Raw genomic sequence first — 20,004 nt, forward strand, 5'->3', positions numbered from 1 at the left:
GTGATGGATTATCCAAAATACTTTACCCCGAACAACGATGGTTACAATGACACCTGGAACATCTGGTCGTTAAAGAACCAGCCCGAATCGAAGATTTACATCTTTGACCGCTTTGGCAAACTGATCAAACAGTTAAGCCCGGCAGGCGAAGGATGGGACGGAACTTTCAACGGCAAACCGCTTCCATCGACCGACTACTGGTTCAAAGCCGAATATCTAGATCCAAAAACAGGATTAAACAAAGAAGTAAATGGTCACTTCTCGTTAAAACGATAAGTCCCGGCTTAAATAAATGAAAAACAGGAAACAATTGGTTTCCTGTTTTTTTGTTGATTAAACATTTTAAAGATAATGCCTTAAGCTATTTTATATAATTTTTAAAAGATGTAACTTGCGAAGTCGAAATAAAAACAAGATGGAACAAAAAATATACACTCCCAAAAACAAGGTTCGTATCGTAACAGCAGCAGCTTTGTTTGACGGTCATGATGCAGCCATTAACATTATGCGCCGTATTATTCAATCTACCGGATGTGAAGTGATTCATTTAGGTCACGATAAATCGGTAGAAGATGTAGTAAACACGGCGATTCAGGAAGATGCTAATGCCATTGCCATGACATCGTATCAAGGCGGACACAACGAGTATTTTAAATATATGTATGATCTGCTTCAGGAAAAAGGAGCAGGTCATATAAAAATTGTTGGCGGCGGCGGCGGCGTTATCCTTCCTTCTGAAATCAAGGAATTAATGGATTACGGCATTACCCGTATCTATTCGCCGGATGATGGTCGTGAGTTAGGCTTGCAGGGAATGATCAATGATATGGTTGAAAAAGCTGATTACCCAACTTTAGATTTGAATTTGCCGGAAGGAAAAGATATTTATCAATCCTTAAAAGATAAAGATGTTACCACAATTTCCCGTTTGATTTCATTAGCCGAAAATCGTGAAGATGATTTTCTGAAGTTGTTTGATTTCAATAAAGTAGAGGATAAATCTGTACCAGTTTTGGGAATTACCGGAACGGGTGGAGCAGGAAAATCATCAATGGTAGATGAATTGGTTCGTCGTTTTCTGATTGATTTCCCGGAAAAGAATATCGCATTGATTTCAGTTGACCCTTCGAAAAAGAAAACAGGTGGTGCATTGCTTGGCGACCGTATTCGTATGAATTCCATCAACAATCCTCGTGTGTATATGCGTTCATTGGCAACGCGTCAATCCAATCTGGCATTGTCAAAATATGTGGAGGAAGCGATTCAGGTACTGAAAGCGGCGAAATACGATTTGATTATTTTGGAAACATCAGGTATTGGTCAATCAGATACGGAAATTTTAGACCATTCCGATGCTTCGTTATATATTATGACACCTGAATTTGGTGCGGCTACACAGTTGGAAAAAATCGATATGTTGGATTTTGCCGACATCGTAGCGATTAATAAATTCGATAAGCGTGGGGCTTTGGATGCGTTGCGTGATGTGAAAAAACAGTATCAGAGAAACCATAATCTTTGGGATATAAATCCTGATGAAATGCCGGTTTTTGGCACCATTGCTTCTCAGTTTAACGATCCGGGAACGAATCAATTGTATAAAGCAATCATTGATAAAGTTGTTGAAAAAACAGGAGCTGATTTGAATTCTACTTTTGAGATTACCAAAGAAATGAGCGAGAAGATTTTTGTAATTCCGCCAAGCAGAACCCGTTATTTATCTGAAATTGCAGAAAATAACAGAAGTTATGACGCAAAGGCAAAAACACAGAAAGAAGTTGCTCAGAAACTGTATGGAATTTTTAAAACCATTGAAACTATTTCGGGAAAAATTCCTGTATTGACACAACACGGCATTGAAATTAACGGTACAGAAAATACAGAATTAGCCAAAGTTTTATTAGCTGAATTTGACAAGTTGAAACGTGATTTAGACCCGTATAACTGGGAAGTGATTACAACCTGGGACGATAAAGTAAACAAATACAAAAATCCGGTTTATTCGTTCAAAGTTCGTGACAAAGAAATCAAAATTCAAACACATACTGAATCGTTATCGCATTTGCAGATTCCAAAAATCGCTTTACCAAAGTATGAAGCTTGGGGCGATATTTTACGTTGGGTATTGCAGGAAAATGTACCGGGAGAATTTCCGTTTACAGCCGGTTTGTATCCGTTTAAGCGCGAAGGGGAAGACCCAACGCGTATGTTTGCCGGTGAAGGAGGACCAGAACGAACCAACCGCCGTTTCCATTATGTATCAAAAGGAATGCCTGCAAAACGCTTGTCAACCGCTTTTGATTCGGTAACTTTATACGGAAACGATCCGGGTCATCGTCCTGATATTTACGGAAAAATTGGAAACGCTGGGGTTTCGATTTGTTGTTTGGACGATGCGAAAAAATTGTATTCAGGTTTCGATTTATCACATCCTGCAACCTCAGTTTCAATGACAATTAATGGTCCTGCACCGATGCTTTTAGGTTTCTTTATGAATGCAGCGATTGACCAGAACTGTGAAAAATACATTAAAGAAAATGAATTAGAAGCAGAAGTTGAGTCAAAAATCAAAGCGATTTATGAAGATAATGGTTTAGAAAGACCTCGATACAACGGCGAATTGCCGGAAGGAAATGACGGTTTAGGATTGATGCTTTTGGGCGTTACAGGTGACCAGGTTTTGCCTGCTGATGTTTATGCCGAAATCAAGAAGAATACGCTGGCTCAAGTTCGTGGAACGGTTCAGGCAGATATTCTGAAAGAAGATCAGGCACAAAACACTTGTATTTTCTCAACGGAATTTGCTTTGCGTTTAATGGGCGATGTACAGGAATATTTCATTAATAATAATGTACGTAATTTCTATTCGGTTTCAATTTCGGGCTATCACATTGCAGAAGCAGGAGCTAATCCGATTACACAATTAGCATTTACGCTGGCAAACGGTTTCACGTATGTAGAATATTATTTGTCGCGCGGAATGGATATCAACGCATTTGGACCGAATTTGTCATTCTTCTTTTCAAACGGTATCGACCCGGAATATGCGGTAATTGGACGTGTGGCACGTCGTATCTGGGCAAAAGCCTTAAAACAAAAATACGGAGCCAATGAACGTGCACAAATGTTGAAATACCACATTCAAACATCGGGTCGTTCATTGCACGCACAAGAGATTGATTTTAACGATATTCGTACTACGTTGCAGGCACTGTATGCGATTTACGATAACTGTAATTCGTTGCATACCAATGCTTACGATGAAGCGATTACTACGCCAACTGAAGAGTCTGTACGCAGAGCAATGGCAATTCAGTTGATTATCAATAAAGAATTAGGATTGGCGAAAAACGAAAATCCGATACAAGGTTCGTTTATTATTGAAGAATTAACAGACTTGGTTGAAGATGCCGTTTTACAGGAATTTGACCGTATTACCGAACGTGGTGGTGTTTTAGGAGCCATGGAAACTATGTACCAACGTTCAAAAATCCAGGAAGAATCATTGTATTACGAAACATTGAAACACAATGGTGATTTCCCGATTATTGGAGTGAATACCTTCTTAAGTTCAAAAGGATCACCAACAGTTGTTCCGAAAGAAGTCATTCGTGCAACCGAAGAAGAAAAAGAGTTCCAGATTAAAACAAAAGAAAATCTTCACAAGGCTAAGGCCGAAGAAGAGCAACAACAGCTGACACGTATTCAGGAAGTAGCCATCAATAACCAGAATATTTTTGAAGCTTTGATGGATGCTACCAAAGTTTGTTCTTTAGGACAAATTACCGAAGCTTTGTTTAAAGTAGGCGGGCAGTATCGAAGAAATATGTAGCTTTTTGATATTAAACATAAAAAATCCTGACATTCATTAGTTTGTCAGGATTTTTAGTTTTATTCCATTAGGTTCTCTTACTTTTCATTGCCGAAACTTTTTTAATGTTTTCATCTTTCAGCAGTTTTTGATATTCGTCTGAAGCAGAATCCATCAGTTTTATTTTGCCTTCTTCGTTAAAATAAATGCCCCAACCATAATTTTTTGCCAAAGGTGAAGTCCTTAAGCATGGTTGACCTTTTGAAAAGAATTTCCTTTTTTCGGTAGCTGTTTCAGAAGCAGAAATATCGTTTCTTATGCTAAAAACTGTGAACAGAATTTCATCAGAAGTATATTGAAAAGGTTGTTTTGCCAATAAATCAAATTGATAATTGGCAATCGTCAATTTGTTTTTTTCCGGAGGAATGGTTCCACGTTCTGCCTTACAATCTTCTGCAACTGTAATTAATGTACTAAAATAATTGGTGGTATGTGTTTTCATCATTCGTATTTTTTATTCCGGCAATGCCCGCCATTTTTTTATGACTGATGTATATATCAACAGAAATATAAATCCGGTTGTTAATAAAATCCAACTTGTGGGTATGATATCCAGCCAATCCAGCAAAATAAAGCAATCGGAATAATTATAAATTTCAGTACAAGCATCTTTTTGGTGCATAGTGATGATGCCTAAAATCAAAAAAACGTAAGGTACAAAACCGAGAATACTCATATTAATTAAAATCCCCCGGAACAATTTTGAACCTGATTTAGGCATAAAAATGGGTATGCTTAAGATGACAAACCCTAATGCTAAAATGAAATATGAAGTAAAATATTCCACATTGTAGGAAGAAACGCTGAGTGAATACATCAAAGATATCAATCCCACCAATAGGCTTAAAACACCTGTGGTAATTCCTGTAAAAATAACCGTTCGCAGATTGGTTACCCTGAAACTGAAAATAAGAGCAGAAAGGATAAACGACATCCAGAGATAAATATGAATATTTTGTGATATAAAATCATAGTTTTTCATAGAATCAATATTTAACAAAGTGTTTTTCAGCGTACCCGTTTCATAGAAATAATTGGTGTGATTGTTCTTGAAAAAATAATAAGTGCTGTTTCTCGACACGGTTTCTTCCGCAATCACAGCGTCTGAAGCATTTGCGGTAGCTGCTTCTACGACAGCTTCTGCATCATATGGATAATAAGAAGGGTTTAAATCAAAATTAAAGTTGTTGTAAATGAACTGCTTCACTTCAAAATTATCGGGGTGGTAAACAATTTTAAACCAGTCGTTTGTGTTGAGATTAGTTTTGATTTTTAGCTGTTTGGATATATTTAGGAAATCATCTAAAATCTGCTTGATTTCCTCAGGATTGTTCCGGTCCAAAAGTTCGATAATCTGTTGATTGAGCTGAGCATCATTTTGTGGAGGATAATAAGTTTCGTTATAATAATAGGAATCATACCGGTTTGAAGATGTTCCTGAGGACAACGTATAAAACGGACGTGAAAAATTATAATAAGACAATTCCGCATTTTTTACATATTCCGAAACATCAACAACCTCTTTGCGGTAGAAATAAAAACATGTATCATTTCTTACCTGATAACGCACAAAATCAATATTTTTCTTTTGTTCTTCTTCAGGGTACAGAAATTCGTTGTACTCATTTTTCTGTGTAACTGCTTTTTGATACAACGAATAAAACTGATACACTTCGTTGCGTATCGCATAATGATTTTTGGAATAATCGATATAATCTGAGTTGGTTTCGCAATGCAATTCTTCAAAAATCTGCGGGTATTTACGTTGTGATAATTGATAAGGTTGATAATCAGTGCTTAAAAAAGCATTAGCTTTGTTGATAATCGCTACATTTTTAATCATTAAATCATCGGGATATTCTTTGGTTATGAACAGTTTAAACCCAAACATATAAGAGAAATAAAAACTGACCGAACAGAAAATAATGATGAAATAACACAAAAACTGTCCAAAAAGCTGTGTACGGCTTACCGGATAAAAATTCTTAAAAGCATTGTTTTTAAACATGGCGACCAGCCAGCCTGTAATCATCAACAGCGAAATGATGATGTGCACCAAAATCATTCCCGAATTGAAATAATCGCTTGCAGTATAACCATAATGAAATGTTTGCGGATTGGTGTGCGAAAAATAACCAATCAAAAAGAACAATCCGTGAATAGGTAAACAGATGAGAAGTATCCAAACAATTTTAGTATTCCAAATGGTTGGAAACCGTTCGATAAGATATTTGTTTATTTTATTGATAAAGTTCATAAAAGTAGTTTTTAGTTTACAAAAAATCGGCGGGTAGAGGCGGAAATGTCACGAATGTAAGTCATAGGAACTCTGTTTTGCCCCAAAGTGAGAATGACATCGGAAAAGGCAGTTTCGCCAGAGAAATACAGCATATAAATTCCGCCGTTGAACGTGATTTTTTCTATTGCAAGTTCCGAAAATACATTGGTCAGTTCCTCTCGTGTGCTATTGCTGTCTAGTTCCAAAATTAGTGTTGGTTTTTCAGTCTCGGTTTCCGGTTTTGGCTCGTTGTATTTACCGTTTTTAAGGAAAATAACTTTGTTAGAGATTTTCTCAACTTCATAAAGCTGCTGCGAACTCAATATCAAAGCAATCGGATTATTGACTGAATTGGCAATGGATTTCAAATCTTCCAGAATGATTTGCTGTGCCAAAACGTCCAGATTTGCCAAAGGTTCGTCAAGCAATAATATTTCGGGTTTACGCAAAAGCGTTCTTGCCAGTTCAAAACGCATTTTGTAACCGGAAGATAATTCACTCCATTTCAAATGTTTGTAGTTCCATAAGCCTAAACGAGCGACCATCATCAACACGCGAAGCTCGATTTCTTCCGGTTTTTCGCCGTAATTGGAAAGTACAAAACGCAGGTTGTCCATCAGGCTTCCGTACCATTTTTCGGTGCGTTGCGGAATATAGACAAGTTTGGTTCTCAATTCGTAATCCGTTGGTTTTTTTGCAGCAAACGAATAATCCAATGTACCTGATGAATAATCGAGCTCTTTTGCAAGAATCCTTAATAAAGTAGTTTTTCCGTTCCCGTTTTCGCCCACCAATCCAAAAACTTCGCCTTTTTTCAGCGTTAGTGAAACCGGACCTAAAGTAAACTTTTGGTTTCCGTAGCTTTTGGTAATTTCTGTAGCTTTCAGCACATGCTCGTTGGTATGATGTTCTTTGACCTCAATATTTCTGATTTTTTTCAGTAAAGCAATGGATCGATGAATTAGTGTTTCTTCTTCGTTCGGGTGTTTCTCTTTCCAGTCGGTCAGTTCCACAGTCTCTTTGTAAACAGCCATATCTTGTGTATCAATAGCACAATCTAATAGCTTTCGGAATCCCAAAAACAGGTCTTTGTTTTCAAAAAAAGTGATTACTTCTTTTACGCGTTGTTGGTGTTTGCCCATATCAAGTGGTATTTTTTAGACAGATAAATATAGGGAAATAAAATAGTAACAAGAGTTTTTCTATCCAAAATTAAGAGTATACTTTCTTTTAAGTAGGTTGATTTATTCAATAGATGAATTTTTATGATGTGTTTTTTGATTACGATAAAGACTTTTATATGTATTGATAATTTAATACCTTTAACATAAACTTCCTGCTATTATGAATACAGCTTCCAAAGCGTCAAAAGGTTTATCGCTGGCATTTTTTCTCAATCTGTTTTTTGCGATTATAGAATTGATTGGTGGTATTCTTACCAATTCCACTGCGATTATTGCTGATGCTTTTCACGATTTTATGGATGCCGTTGCGATTGGAATGGCGGTTTATATGGATAAGTTTTCCCGAAAACCTAAATCGTCTTCATTTAGTTATGGCTACCGCCGATTTTCATTGTTGTCGGCAATTATAATGTCGGGTATTTTATTGATAGGTGCTTTTTTTATGACAATTAACGCTGTTCAGTCCTTTGATACCGTTAAAGAAGTGAATAGTATCGGGATGTTTGGTTTGGCGGTTTTGGGGATTGCAATCAATGGTTTTGCTTTCTTGAAAATTAAAAAAGGCGGGACGGCTACACATCATCACGTACATTCTCATCATTCTCACGCAACAAGAGATGCCAACAGTACCGCCGTAATGTTGCATTTGTTGGAAGATGTGTTAGGCTGGATCGCAGTTTTAGTTGGATCAATAATTATTTATTTTACCCGATGGTATTGGATTGACGGAGTGCTTACCCTTGGAATTGCTTTATTTATTGGGTATAATGCTTTTAAAAATCTTTGGAAGACGTTTAAAGTTTTGTTACAGGCAGTTCCGGAAGGAATCGCTATTGAAACCATTCACAAAGAAATAGAAAACTTACCAGAAGTCACTGTTATTCGTGAATTGCTTATCTGGACAATGGATGGGCAAAACCATATTGCTACATTAGAAATTGAAACAGAAGATCTTATTTTAGAAGATCGAAAACGTTTGATGAAGGAAATCAGAGAATTATTTGACCGTTATCACATTCATCAGGTAACAATTCAAATAAATTAAAAAAAAACTCTTTCAATGAATCTGAAAGAGTTTTTATCAAAAATTATTCTTTAACTTTAATTGTACAGCCAATTGCAACGGTTTCGGTTTGTTTTATGGGCTCATTTTTTAAAAGTGCATCAACGGCTGCTTCAACATATTTTTCCGAAACATCGTTCGCATCTTCATGATTGTTATCAATAGCACCAATGTATTTTACAATGTTTTTACCGTTTTCTTTTTGCAATACAAAAACGTGCGGTGTTTTAGTAGCTCCGTATTGCGGATAAATTTCCTGATTTTCATCTACCAAATAAGGAAACGTAAATCCTTTTTCCTGAGCACGTACTTTCATTAAATCAAAACTGTCTTCGGGTTGAACAGAAGCGTCGTTTGGATTAATGGCAATTACAGGATAACCCAATTCTTTGTATTTTTTGTCTAAAGCCACAATTCGATCTTCATAAGCTTTTGCATAAGGGCAATGGTTACACGTAAAAATAACGATAAAACCTTTGGCATCCGTGTAATCAGATAAGGAATGCTGTTTGTCGTCGGTACCCGTCAATGAAAAGTCGGTTGCGTTGTCGCCGATTTTGTAACCGGTTCTTTCAACAGCAACTTCTTCGGTTGGCGCAAGCGTATCGTTTGCTACATTTTCTTCTGTAATGGTCGTTTCTTTTTTACAAGCCGTAAGGAACAAAACTCCCGCAGCGATAAGGAACATCTTTTTCATAGGATTTAAAAATTTAGAGGTGTTTATGAATTAATTCTTTTAATTGTTCTTTTGTTAAAGTTCCTTCGGTGAAATAAAGCTGTTTTCCGTTTTTATACAAAGCCGTTGCCGGAATAGCACCACTCCAGCGTTCATTAACCAACGGAATCCATTCCATCTGCCGTTTGTTATCGCTCAAAAGATAAACATCCGTGGGAATATTATTTTTTTCGATAAAGGCTTTCACGTCGGTTTCCAAGGCACTCGATTTATCCAGACTGACTAAAATCATTTTAAAATTTGTGTTGTCTTTCAATTCATTATTCACTTCCATAAACTCCGGAAGCTCTTCTATACAAGGTTTGCACCACGTAGCCCAATAGTTGATTACATAAAGCTTCTCGTCGTTTTTAGTGAATTTTGCAAACAAGTCATTGTAATCGGTAATTAAAGCGATTTGTTGTCCGGTTTCATCCGTTTCTGTGGATTCTTTTTTGGATTGACAAGAAAACAATACCAAAACAAGAGACAATACTCCGCCAAAAACTAACTTTTTCATAGCTTAAAATTATAAAAAGTAAAGATAGGGAATTAAGGTTGGAGAATTTTTTGTTAATTTGTTAAAACTAAATTAGAACTGTTTATGAAGTCTGTTGTTTTCTTGGTAACACTTTTTTGTACATCATTGCTTACTGCTCAAAATTTTTCTAAAGAATGGAAAGAAATTTATCAGTTGGAGAAGGAAGGGAGTTATAAAACACTTAAAACGAATGTGGATGCATTGTACAAGAAAGCACATCAATCTAAAAATGAAGCTGAAAAAGCGAAAGCCGTTTTGTTTCAAATGAAGTTGGAAAATGTCTTAGAAGAAACAAATTATCAAAAAAAAGTTGACCGTCTGCAAAAAGAATTAGCAGGTAGTAAAGGAATTTACAAAGAAGTTTATCGTTGGTATTATATCAAAACAATACTGTCGGCTTACGATTCAAAACAAAGTTATTGGAGAAGGAATTCTTTAGTAACAACCACAACGGCAGAAATTCCAAAGGATATTGATTTATGGTCTAAGGAACATTATCAACAAGTGGTTTTGGAAGAAGTAAAATTACTGTTTGAAGAGGAATCGTTATTGAAACAAACTAAAGTTTCAACGATCAAAGATTTGATTGATTATGATTATATTGATAACAATCTAAATCAATCGGTGTATGAATTTTTTGCGATAAATTTTATTAATGATTACGCTTACAATTCATCTTTAGTGCGTCCCCTTCAGGAGGAATTCTATCGTTTTGACGCTTCCTTCTCAAAGGAGAAAATCGTTTTTCCACCCAAAGCAGATGATTTAAAAAATGAATTGGGTAAAAAGGCTGTTGAATTGTTTCAAAAGTTGGAACAACACTATATCGCTACCAATCAAAACAAAACATTAGACAAAATCCGATACCTGCGTTTTGAAAAATTTGCTGATGACAAATCTGCAGAAGGAACAGCTTTTCAGGGTTTAGGAAAAAATCTATCGACCAACTTTTATAAAAATCGGTGGTACGCTGATTATGCGATTAAATTGAGCAAAGAAGCTAATAAAACCGATAAGAAAGATTATTATAAACGTTCTTTAAAAGCCATTGCAGAAGTTAAGAAAAATAAACAGGAAAACGATCAGTTAGAAAATGTACAGCTTTTAGAAAACAGTATTAAACAAAAAGAGTTTGCGGTTTCGTTAAAGAAAGAGGTTTACGAAGGAGAACCTGTAAAATACCTTATTGATTACAAAAATATTGACAGTGTGCATTTAGCATATTACGATTTTTCTAAACACACGGTTTTAAATGACAGTGTTTATCAGTTGGTTGTTAAAAATCAGCAACCGCTTAAAATTATTTCACACGTTTTACCAAAAGATTTACCTTACTTTCAAACATCAACAGAAATTTTAGGAGCTCAATTTCCTTTAGGAACGTATTTGTTAGTGGCTTATTCAGAAACGAAAGATTTGGAAAGTTTTCATTATCAAAGAATAAATACGTTTCAAACAACAAATGTTTCGGTGTTTACAAAAAATATCGACAATGAAACTTCTGCTTTATATGTGGTACATCCAAAAACAGGAAAACCTTATGAAAAAGTAGTGGTTCGATTCAAAAACAAAAGTTTTGTAACCGATGAATTGGGGAAAGTAATTGTTCCCAACAAAACAGAATATAACACAGACAATACCGTTGCGGTATATTTGAAAAACGAAACCTACAAAACCAATCTGTATGTAGATAGTTACGGGCAATATATAAGCAAAGACGATGCGAAACGAGAAGCAAAAATTGATTTATTTACCGACCGAAGCATCTATCGTCCGGGACAAGAAGTTCATTTTAAAGGGATTTTGTATCTGAAAGAAAAGGAAGGTAATAGTGTATTGGAAAATAAATCGTTTCAGGTAATTTTGGAAGATGACAATGGCGATGAAGTCAACAAAATTATTGTTACCACCAATAAATTAGGTGCTTTTAGCGGAACTTTTTTGTTGCCAAAATCTATTGCAACTGGTGAATTTTCTATAGCGCTTGAAGAATTAGACGAATACACAGATAAAAATGATAAGCAATTTTGGGAAGGTCTTTCATTTCCTGATGAAAGATTTGATTATCAAGTAGAAGAATACAAACGCCCCACTTTTGATGTAACGTTAGAAGAAATCAAACAAAATGTTTTTTATGATGAAAAAGTTACCATAAAAGGGAAAGCGAACAGTTTGGCAGGCGGTGCAATTGCCAATGCAAAGGTGAAGTTGAGAATTAACAGTTCGTATTACGATAACGAAACCTATCAATCAAAAAAAATAATTGATATTCAAGAAGAATTATTAACTAATGAGCAAGGTGCTTTTGAATATACGTTTACTATTCCATCGGATTCAATTGGAAACATATTGAAAGAGAAAATAATAACAAATTACGTTAATTATTTTATTGAAGTAACCGACACGGCGGGAGAAGTTCGTGAATACGATCGCCGTTTCACAGTTGCAAATACCAACCATAGATTAAGCATTTATAAATATAATACAGCAAAAACAGATGAACCTTTGAATGTTTCAATTAAATCGTTTACACACAATAACGAATTTTCGCCGGTAACCGGAACAGTGAAAATTTATCAAACCTTACCTAATTCAACATTTTATGGCAATCGTCCGTGGAGTTTGCCTGAATTAACGTCGATAGATGAAACGACATTCAGAAAATTATTTCCGTATGAAACGTATACTGAAAAAGATAATGAACCTTTAGAACGAAAATTGGTTTACGAAGGCACTTATACCACTCAAAAAGATAAAGATTTTGAATTAGATATTAAAAATTGGAAAACAGGAGCTTATCAATTAGCGTTTGAAATTTTAGACGAAAAATCAGGTTTGTCTGTTAAATCTTCTACGAATTTTGATATTAAAAATGCAGAAGAAAAATTAGCGACAAACAAAAACGTTGCGGTTACAAATCATTCCAAATCAAACAAAAACCAACTGATTTTAGAAACCAACAGTTTGTATGATAATGTTTGGTTGTATGTAGAATATTTTGACCGTGACGCCACGGTTCAATCGAAACAGTTTTTGGTTAAAAAAGGTTCGCAATTAATTAAAATTCCGTTAGCAAACAGCACCGAAAATGAAACCATTTCGTACAATTGGTTTTTTATGAAAGAGCAACAATTGTATTCAGATAAAGGAAGTTATACCATTGAGCAAGAGAAAAAAGAAGACGAAAAATGGTTGGTAGAATGGCAATCGTGGAACGATAAATTAAATCCTGCACAACAATACCAATGGAAATTGTTGCTAAAAAATGCCAAAACCAACAAAGCGTTTCAAGGCGAGTTTTTAGCCTCTATGTACGATGCTTCTTTAGATTTACTAATTGATGAATGGGATAGAGATGAAAAATCTTGGATCACAAATTCTCAAAAACTGAATGATTATACTTACGTAAGCTTTTCATCACCAGAAAAGAAAGATATGATACAGCATAATTATTTATACGGTTCAGATTTTGGTGCGTCTAATATCCATTTTTATTGGAATACGTGGAATTATTTTGGGTATAATTTTAGCAACAGAACAAATTACACCGATTATTACAGTCAACTTCCCGTAGATATCCTAAATAATACAGCTGATTTTTATCAAATTGAAGTGCGTGATGAAAAAACCGGAGCATTTATCTCCAATGCGATGATTTTTAATTTCAAAAACGCTAATCAAACAACAACCAACGAAGACGGTTTTGCAAAAGTTTTGGGAGAGAAATCACAGTTGATTGGTGTTACTGCTTTAGGATATAAAGAACAACGTTTGGAATTGAAAAAAGGACTAACAGTAGTTCATTTGCAACCGATTGATGAAATTGTTTCAAAAATTTCTTATAACAGATTAAATAAACAGATGAAAACATTTAATAGAATTTATAAGTATTATATAGAAAGAGTTGAAAGTTTTACTGATACTTTAGATGAAGAAAAAGTTTTCATCGAAAAAGTATTACGAAATGATAAAGCATTAGAATATGATATTATAGATTCAAAACATATTATCAGAGATGGTATTGTAAAAGAAATAACAGGAATTGTGAGAACGGAATTTGGAGATCCAATACCGGGAGCAGCTGTAAATGTTTTGGGAACAGATAAATTCACAGAAACTGATATAGAAGGAGTTTATAAAATTAAAGCTTCAGTTGGAGATCAGGTTAAAGTTGTTTATGAAGGTTTTAAAACAGAAATATTATATGTACAACCTACACAAATATTAAATTTTGTTTTAATTGAAGATGACTCTTTCTCTTTTGATGAAATTGTTGTTGATACTTACAGAACGGTTAGTAAACCTAAAAGCAATGTTGTAGCAAGCACTGTTTCTTCAAAAACAATGGAGGGTGGTGCTGCAGACAAAAGCAGTAAGGGACCGGGGAGCGGAGAACGTTTTATGGAAGAAAATTCAGTAGCATATACAACAACAACTTCAACAACAACCTACGGAATACAAAATGTTGAAGATACACATAATAACATTCCGTTACGCAAAAACCTAAACGAAACAGCCTTTTTCTATCCGCATTTGCAAACCAATGATAAGGGAGAAATTGTGATTGATTTTACAGCACCTGAGGCGTTGACGCAATGGAAATTCAGAGGTTTGGCACACAATAAATCCACAGATTATATCTATATAGAAACGTTGAGCAGAACCCAAAAAGACGTAATGATTCAGCCGAATATGCCTCGTTTTGTCCGCGAAACCGATGAGGTGGTGTTAAAAGCCCGTGTGAGCAATACCACGGCTCAGCCACTAAATGCCACGGCTATGTTGCGTTTGTTCAATACCATTACGGGCGAAGAACTGTCGGACGAAATCATCAAAACCGAAAAATTAGTTCCGGTTACCATTGAAGGATTAAGTGCGAATGCGGTTAGTTGGACGGTACAGATTCCCAAAAACATTGAAGGTTTACAGTATCGTATTTCGGTGCAGTCGGGCAATTTTACGGATGGAGAAGAAAGTGTAATTCCGGTTTTAAGCAATCGTCAGTTGGTTACGGAAACGGTACCGATTTGGCAATTAGCAAATGAAAACAAAACCTATCAATTAACAAATTTGTCGGAAAATACCTCTGCGACTTTGGAAAATCATCAGTTGCGTATTGATGTTTCCAACAATGCCACTTGGTTGATGATGCAATCGTTACCATATTTGTTGGATTATCCGCATCAATGTTCGGAACAGTTGTTTGCTAAATATTTTGCGAATGTCATTGCATCAAATGTTTTGGAAAACAATCCGTCGATTCAACAATTAGTCAAAGAATGGAAAGAAAACCCGAAATCTAAATTGGAAGAAAACGAAGAGCTGAAAGAAATTTTGTTGCAGGAAACACCTTGGATGAAAGATTTAGTTTCGGACGAAGAACAAAAAGCACAATTTGCTCATTATTTCGATGTAAATCGATTAGACGACGAAGCCAAGAAAATTGAAGATATTTTAACGGAACGACAATTGCCGTCGGGAGCTTTGCCTTGGTTTTCGGGTGGAAATGAAAATCCGTACATTACCACACATATTTTGGTAACGATTGCACAGTTGAAAAATTTAGGTATTCAGAATCCGTTTTTAAACAATACCGAAGGATTCATCAACAAAGCCTATCGTTATTTGGATGTTCAGTTTGAAAAGAAATTTAAAAACAAACAAGAAGCTTCATTTTCAGAAGTCATTGATTATGCTTTTGTAAAGAGTTATTACACAGATTCGTTTGCGGTTTCCAAAGAAAATCAGGCGAGAATTGACCAAAGGTTAGAAGCGTTGAAAAAAGATTGGGTTAAATTGCCTTTGTATGATAAAGCCCGATTAATTTTGGTTTTACAGCGAAAAGGTGATACCAATTGGGCAAAACAAATCATCCATCAATTAGAAGAAAGTGCTGTGATTGATGAAACCTACGGAATGTATTGGAAAGAAAACTCAAGTAAAAATTATTACTATTACAATGCTGCGGAAGTTCAGGCATTAATTATCGAAGCTTACAAAGAAACGGAAATGCCACAGGACAAAGTCCAACGTTTAAATGCCTGGTTGTTGAGTCAAAAACTGCAAACCGATTGGGGAACTACCAAAGCAACTACTCAGTCATTGTACGCATTTTTATTGAGTCAACAAGATACAAAACCGGAGAAAGGAAGTATCCAGATTCAGGTAGGAAATGAGAAAATAAATACCGGTAAAGCTACTGAAACCGAACAACAAATTGGAAACTATTCGTATCGTTGGACAGGTGAAGAAGTAAAACCATCGATGGGAAAAATTGAAGTAAAAAATACGACCTCACAACCTGTTTTTGGGGGTGTTTATTGGCAATATTTTGAAGATATGAGTACAATCAAAAACTCTCAGGATGGTTTGTTAAACATTTCCCGAAATTATTATACCGAAAACAAAGAAGGTAAATGGGATTTGGTAACTGCAGAAACCAAACTGATTTTAGGACAAAAAGTAAAAGTAAGAATAGAAATAGAAGCTATTCGCAATATGAGTTTTGTGCATATTAAAGACGTACGTCCTGCTACATTTGAACCGGTTGATGTATTGTCGGGTTATCATTATAAAAATGGTTTAGGATATTATCAATCTACCCGCGATGCTGCCACACATTTCTTTGTTGATATGTTAACCAAAGGGAAATACGTTTTGGAATATGAAGTACGTTTAAACAACATCGGAACCTTTACAAGCGGTATTTCTACCATCCAAAGTATGTATGCACCGGAACATTCGCAACACAGCAACGGAACGATTGTTAAAGTTAAGGAGTAATTCAATAAAAAGGCTGTCCCCAAAAAAGGACAGCCTTTAAAATTTGATTGAACACGTTTTTATTCCAAAGGATTTACATCATCTGCAATAGGGAATTCTTGTCCGGTATTGCCAATAACTTTGTTTAACTCAAATTTTGCAGTATCGCTCATGGAAGAACCACCGGCAAGTTTGGCCTTGTCTAACAGGTCAAGAGCCAGTTTTTCTTCTTCGCGTTGCTCCGCAACAAGCCATTGCATAAAGTTCCACGTTGCCCAATCTTCTTCATCCATACTCATTTTTACTATTTTGTAAATTGCCGTGGTGTTTTCTATTTCCTGATTTAAAACACTTTCAAAGCATTCAATTACAGAATTTGGTTTTGGTCCGGGCTTGTTAATAGCATCAATACTCACGGTTCCGCCACGTTCCTGGATATATTCAATAATTTTGGCCATGTGAATGCGTTCTTCCTGAGAATGCTTCATCATAAAGTTCTTAACTCCGTCTAATTGATTTTCATCGGCCCAACAAGCAAGCATTAGGTACATTTGAGCTGAGTAAGCTTCTAAAGTAACCTGAGCATTCAAAGCTTTTTCTAATTTTTTTGATATTCTAACTGTGTTCATAGCAATAAATATTAAGTTTATTATTTTAAAGTTACACATCTTAAAATGAAATGTTGATAAAATGTTGATAAAAGCTTTCTAATGAGGTTAATATAAAATCATTTTAAATTAAAAAGGCTATTGGTTTTGTCCTGTACGCAGAAAAATTAAGTTCTAAATAAGAGAAAATAGAGAATTATATGATTAAAAATAGCAGCTAATAGGCAATAAACAAAAAATCCCGAATCAAAAGATTCAGGATTTTGTACTCAAGGCGGGACTTGAACCCGCACGAACATTACTGTTCACTGGATTTTAAGTCCAGCGTGTCTACCAATTCCACCACTCGAGCGATTATTGTATAGAGCGAAAAACGGGGTTCGAACCCGCGACCTCAACCTTGGCAAGGTTGCGCTCTACCAACTGAGCTATTTTCGCAAAGTTAAAAAAAACGTTAGTACTCAAGGCGGGACTTGAACCCGCACGAACATTACTGTTCACTGGATTTTAAGTCCAGCGTGTCTACCAATTCCACCACTCGAGCAAATTGTAATAACGTTGAGCGAAAAACGGGGTTCGAACCCGCGACCTCAACCTTGGCAAGGTTGCGCTCTACCAACTGAGCTATTTTCGCGTTTTTATTTTAAAGAACATAAATGCAAATTTAATAAGAATTTTATTATTTGCAAAAAGTACTCAAGGCGGGACTTGAACCCGCACGAACATTACTGTTCACTGGATTTTAAGTCCAGCGTGTCTACCAATTCCACCACTCGAGCAAAGAACTATCAATGTCACGGCTTGTAAGCCTTATTGCGTGTGCAAATATAAAATGATTATTTTATTTTACAAGGGTTTTACGAAACTAATTTTTAATTATTTTTTAAACTTTTGATATTGTTTACAATAGCTGTTAAGCATTTATTATGTTAAGCTTTTTGTTTAGTCTAAAAAAGAAAAGCATCGCTTGTACGATGCCTTTTTCTTAACGAATTGGTCTGTTTAAAACCAAATCTATATATAAATTTACCTTGTTCTTTAATTGTTTTCTGTGAACTACAAAATCAAGGAAACCATGCTCTAATAAAAATTCTGATGTTTGGAAACCTTCCGGCAAATCTTTACCTGTGGTGTCTTTAACGATACGCGGTCCGGCAAAGCCAATTAAAGCTCCCGGCTCTGCAATATTAATATCTCCTAACATAGCATAAGATGCTGTTGTTCCTCCTGTGGTTGGATCTGTACATAAAGAGATATACGGAATTTTAGCATCTGCCAGCTGTGCCAGTTTTGCCGATGTTTTTGCCATTTGCATTAATGAATAAGCAGCTTCCATCATACGGGCACCTCCTGATTTTGAAATCATCATAAACGGAATATTGTGCTTGATGGAATGGTCAATTCCACGGGCAATTTTTTCACCTACTACCGATCCCATTGATCCACCGATAAAAGCAAAATCCATACAGGCAACAACTAAATCGGCGCCTTTTGATTTACCAACGGCAACGCGTACGGCATCTTTTAATTTGGTTTTATCTTTTGCTTCTTTTAAACGATCGCTGTATTTTTTGGTATCAACAAACTTTAAAGGATCTTTTGATGTAATAGAACCAAATAATTCTTTGAATTTGTTGTCGTCAAATAAGATTTCGAAATATTCTTTACTACCAATTCGTACGTGGTAATCGTCTTCAGGAGAAATCCATAAATTTTTTGCTAATTCTTCAGATTCAACGATTTTTCCTGTTGGCGATTTATACCATAAACCTTTCGGTATGTCTTTCTTATCTTCGGTAGGTGTTGTAATACCTTTTTCTTTTCTTTTAAACCAAGCCATGTTATTATTTTGTTTAGGGTTTCAGGATTTGTTCTAAACGATTTAAAACAAATAGAACTTGAAACAAATTATTATAATGTATTTATGTTGTTAAGATCGGCAAAAGCTTGCTCTAAACGCTTGTTAAATGTTAATTCGGCCTCACGCATCCATTTACGCGGATCATAATATTTTTTATTTGGTACATCTGCACCTTCCGGATTTCCGATTTGTGTCATTAAATACTCTTTTTTAGACAGTATATAATCGCGGGCGCCTTCGGTAAAGGCAAATTGTAAATCGGTATCGATGTTCATTTTGATGACTCCGTAAGAGATTGCTTCGCGGATTTCTTCTAATGTAGATCCGGAACCACCGTGGAATACAAAATCAACAGGATTGTTTTTTGTATTGAATTTTTGCTGAACGTATTTTTGAGAATTATCTAAAATTTTAGGCGTTAATTTTACATTACCGGGTTTATACACTCCGTGAACGTTTCCAAAAGCAGCTGCAATTGTAAAACGAGGAGAAACTTTCATTAATTCTTCATACGCATAAGCAACTTCTTCGGGTTGTGTGTATAATTTAGAAGAATCAACGCCGGTGTTATCAACGCCGTCTTCTTCGCCACCTGTAATTCCTAATTCTATTTCTAAAGTCATTCCCATTTTGCTCATACGCTCAAGGTATTTTTTAGAGATTTCGATATTTTCTTCGATTGGTTCTTCTGACAAATCAATCATGTGCGATGAAAATAAAGGTTTACCGGTTTCTGCATAAAATTTCTCGCTGGCATCCAATAAACCGTCAATCCAAGGTAATAATTTTTTTGCGCAATGGTCGGTATGTAAAATTACGGTAGCACCGTATAATTCTGCCAGCTCGTGAATTTGCTTTGCACCTGCAATAGAACCTGCAATAGCCGCACGTTCATTTTCGTTGCTTAAACCTTTACCCGCCATAAATAATCCGCCACCGTTAGAGAATTGAATGATAACAGGCGAATTTAATTTTGCAGCTGTTTCCAAGACACCGTTAATGGTGCTTGACGAAGTTACGTTTACTGCCGGTAAGGCAAATCCTTTTTCTTTTGCGTAATTGAATATTTCTTGAACCTGATCGCCGGTTGCAACACCCGGCTTAATATTATGTGCCATATT

The 20,004-nt window shown here is 35.6% G+C and carries 12 protein-coding genes and 5 tRNA genes; 4 read left to right on the forward strand and 13 right to left on the reverse strand.

The features are described from left to right. Both BLW20_RS09595 and BLW20_RS09600 read left to right on the forward strand, forming a co-directional pair. The coding region (locus BLW20_RS09595) for a T9SS type B sorting domain-containing protein (RefSeq protein ID WP_143037769.1) at positions 1–276 on the forward strand (276 nt) is incomplete at its 5' end. Positions 277–415: 139 nt separating this feature from the next. Then, positions 416–3,832, forward strand: a complete 3,417-nt coding sequence (locus tag BLW20_RS09600) for a methylmalonyl-CoA mutase family protein (protein WP_091099716.1) — start codon at positions 416–418, stop codon at positions 3,830–3,832. A 67-nt stretch (positions 3,833–3,899) separates the two neighbouring features. Here BLW20_RS09600 and BLW20_RS09605 read toward each other — a convergent pair whose 3' ends face one another. The 3 genes from BLW20_RS09605 to BLW20_RS09615 are packed head-to-tail and all read right to left on the reverse strand — an operon-like array spanning position 3,900 to position 7,291. Next, a complete protein-coding gene (locus tag BLW20_RS09605; RefSeq protein ID WP_091099719.1) occupies positions 3,900–4,313 on the reverse strand; it encodes a DUF6157 family protein in 414 nt (137 codons plus the stop codon). Between the two features lie 12 nt (positions 4,314–4,325). After that, positions 4,326–6,128 carry a hypothetical protein gene (locus BLW20_RS09610; RefSeq protein WP_091099722.1) on the reverse strand — a complete coding sequence of 601 codons (1,803 nt, stop codon included), beginning with the start codon at positions 6,126–6,128 and terminating at the stop codon, positions 4,326–4,328. 11 nt (positions 6,129–6,139) lie between these two features. Next, positions 6,140–7,291 carry an ABC transporter ATP-binding protein gene (locus tag BLW20_RS09615; RefSeq protein ID WP_091099726.1) on the reverse strand — a complete coding sequence of 384 codons (1,152 nt, stop codon included), beginning with the start codon at positions 7,289–7,291 and terminating at the stop codon, positions 6,140–6,142. A gap of 202 nt (positions 7,292–7,493) precedes the next feature. On the opposite strand from BLW20_RS09615, the gene BLW20_RS09620 reads away from it, so the two are divergent. Further along, positions 7,494–8,378: a cation diffusion facilitator family transporter gene (locus tag BLW20_RS09620; RefSeq protein ID WP_091099730.1), complete on the forward strand. Its 885-nt coding sequence runs from the start codon at positions 7,494–7,496 to the stop codon at positions 8,376–8,378. Positions 8,379–8,421: 43 nt separating this feature from the next. On the opposite strand, the gene BLW20_RS09625 is transcribed toward BLW20_RS09620, so the two are convergent. After that, positions 8,422–9,093: a thioredoxin family protein gene (locus BLW20_RS09625; RefSeq protein WP_091099733.1), complete on the reverse strand. Its 672-nt coding sequence runs from the start codon at positions 9,091–9,093 to the stop codon at positions 8,422–8,424. Positions 9,094–9,106: 13 nt separating this feature from the next. Further along, positions 9,107–9,631 carry a TlpA family protein disulfide reductase gene (locus BLW20_RS09630; protein ID WP_091099737.1) on the reverse strand — a complete coding sequence of 175 codons (525 nt, stop codon included), beginning with the start codon at positions 9,629–9,631 and terminating at the stop codon, positions 9,107–9,109. A gap of 84 nt (positions 9,632–9,715) precedes the next feature. On the opposite strand from BLW20_RS09630, the gene BLW20_RS09635 reads away from it, so the two are divergent. Next, positions 9,716–16,435, forward strand: coding sequence for an alpha-2-macroglobulin family protein (locus BLW20_RS09635; RefSeq protein ID WP_091099740.1), 6,720 nt, complete (start codon positions 9,716–9,718; stop codon positions 16,433–16,435). Positions 16,436–16,494: 59 nt separating this feature from the next. On the opposite strand, the gene BLW20_RS09640 is transcribed toward BLW20_RS09635, so the two are convergent. The 8 genes from BLW20_RS09640 to fbaA all read right to left on the reverse strand — a co-directional run bounded on the left by BLW20_RS09640 (position 16,495) and on the right by fbaA (position 20,001). Continuing rightward, the gene (locus BLW20_RS09640; RefSeq protein WP_091099750.1) at positions 16,495–17,043 is read right to left on the reverse strand and encodes a ferritin; all 549 of its coding nucleotides are present in this window, start codon (positions 17,041–17,043) and stop codon (positions 16,495–16,497) included. 245 nt (positions 17,044–17,288) lie between these two features. Beyond that, a tRNA-Leu gene (locus BLW20_RS09645) sits at positions 17,289–17,374 on the reverse strand. Positions 17,375–17,387: 13 nt separating this feature from the next. Next, a tRNA-Gly gene (locus BLW20_RS09650) sits at positions 17,388–17,460 on the reverse strand. Positions 17,461–17,480: 20 nt separating this feature from the next. Next, positions 17,481–17,566, reverse strand: a tRNA-Leu gene (locus BLW20_RS09655). A gap of 17 nt (positions 17,567–17,583) precedes the next feature. Continuing rightward, a tRNA-Gly gene (locus BLW20_RS09660) sits at positions 17,584–17,656 on the reverse strand. 59 nt (positions 17,657–17,715) lie between these two features. Then, a tRNA-Leu gene (locus BLW20_RS09665) sits at positions 17,716–17,801 on the reverse strand. Between the two features lie 206 nt (positions 17,802–18,007). After that, a complete protein-coding gene (accD, locus tag BLW20_RS09670; RefSeq protein WP_091099752.1) occupies positions 18,008–18,862 on the reverse strand; it encodes an acetyl-CoA carboxylase, carboxyltransferase subunit beta in 855 nt (284 codons plus the stop codon). A gap of 71 nt (positions 18,863–18,933) precedes the next feature. Next, the gene (gene fbaA / locus BLW20_RS09675; protein WP_091099753.1) at positions 18,934–20,001 is read right to left on the reverse strand and encodes a class II fructose-bisphosphate aldolase; all 1,068 of its coding nucleotides are present in this window, start codon (positions 19,999–20,001) and stop codon (positions 18,934–18,936) included. Positions 20,002–20,004 lie beyond the last annotated feature (3 nt).

The organism is Paenimyroides marinum (genome assembly GCF_900108395.1).
Classification (GTDB): domain Bacteria; phylum Bacteroidota; class Bacteroidia; order Flavobacteriales; family Flavobacteriaceae; genus Flavobacterium; species Flavobacterium marinum.